This window comes from Streptomyces sp. NPDC050658 (assembly GCF_044457025.1).
Classification (GTDB): domain Bacteria; phylum Actinomycetota; class Actinomycetes; order Streptomycetales; family Streptomycetaceae; genus Streptomyces.
Genome location: NZ_JBITGM010000029.1, coordinates 1 through 1,429 on the forward strand (window position 1 = coordinate 1; position 1,429 = coordinate 1,429).

General features: G+C 55.6%; 1 rRNA gene. It reads left to right on the plus strand.

Annotation, left to right across the window (positions count from 1 at the left end):
* Positions 1 to 1,396, plus strand: a 23S ribosomal RNA gene (locus tag ACIBKX_RS40720); the annotation flags it as partial.
* Positions 1,397 to 1,429 lie beyond the last annotated feature (33 nt).

A 1,429-nucleotide genomic window follows, 5' to 3' on the forward strand; every position in this document is an offset into this window, starting at 1 on the left:
AGGGTGAGACCTGATGCCGAGCCGATTGTGGTGAAGTGGATGATCCTATGCTGTCGAGAAAAGCCTCTAGCGAGTTTCATGGCGGCCCGTACCCTAAACCGACTCAGGTGGTCAGGTAGAGAATACCGAGGCGTTCGGGTGAACTATGGTTAAGGAACTCGGCAAAATGCCCCCGTAACTTCGGGAGAAGGGGGGCCATCACTGGTGATGAGTCTTGCACTCTGAGCTGGGGGTGGCCGCAGAGACCAGCGAGAAGCGACTGTTTACTAAAAACACAGGTCCGTGCGAAGCCGTAAGGCGATGTATACGGACTGACGCCTGCCCGGTGCTGGAACGTTAAGGGGACCGGTTAGTCACATTTCGGTGTGGCGAAGCTGAGAACTTAAGCGCCAGTAAACGGCGGTGGTAACTATAACCATCCTAAGGTAGCGAAATTCCTTGTCGGGTAAGTTCCGACCTGCACGAATGGCGTAACGACTTCTCGACTGTCTCAACCATAGGCCCGGTGAAATTGCACTACGAGTAAAGATGCTCGTTTCGCGCAGAAGGACGGAAAGACCCCGGGACCTTTACTACAGTTTGATATTGGTGTTCGGTTCGGCTTGTGTAGGATAGGTGGGAGACTGTGAAGCATGCACGCCAGTGTGTGTGGAGTCGTCGTTGAAATACCACTCTGGTCGTGCTGGATGTCTAACCTCGGTCCGTGATCCGGATCAGGGACAGTGTCTGATGGGTAGTTTAACTGGGGCGGTTGCCTCCCAAAGGGTAACGGAGGCGCCCAAAGGTTCCCTCAGCCTGGTTGGTAATCAGGTGTTGAGTGTAAGTGCACAAGGGAGCTTGACTGTGAGACCGACGGGTCGAGCAGGGACGAAAGTCGGGACTAGTGATCCGGCGGTGGCTTGTGGAAGCGCCGTCGCTCAACGGATAAAAGGTACCCCGGGGATAACAGGCTGATCTTCCCCAAGAGTCCATATCGACGGGATGGTTTGGCACCTCGATGTCGGCTCGTCGCATCCTGGGGCTGGAGTCGGTCCCAAGGGTTGGGCTGTTCGCCCATTAAAGCGGTACGCGAGCTGGGTTTAGAACGTCGTGAGACAGTTCGGTCCCTATCCTCTGTGCGCGTAGGAATATTGAGAAGGGCTGTCCCTAGTACGAGAGGACCGGGACGGACGAACCTCTGGTGTGCCAGTTGTCCTGCCAAGGGCATGGCTGGTTGGCTACGTTCGGAAAGGATAACCGCTGAAAGCATCTAAGCGGGAAGCCTGCTTCGAGATGAGTATTCCCACCCCCTTTGAGGGGTTAAGGCTCCCAGTAGACGACTGGGTTGATAGGCCAGATCTGGAAGCCCGGTAACGGGTGGAGGTGACTGGTACTAATAGGCCGAGGGCTTGTCCTCAGTTGCTCGCGTCCACTGTGTTGGTTCTGAAAC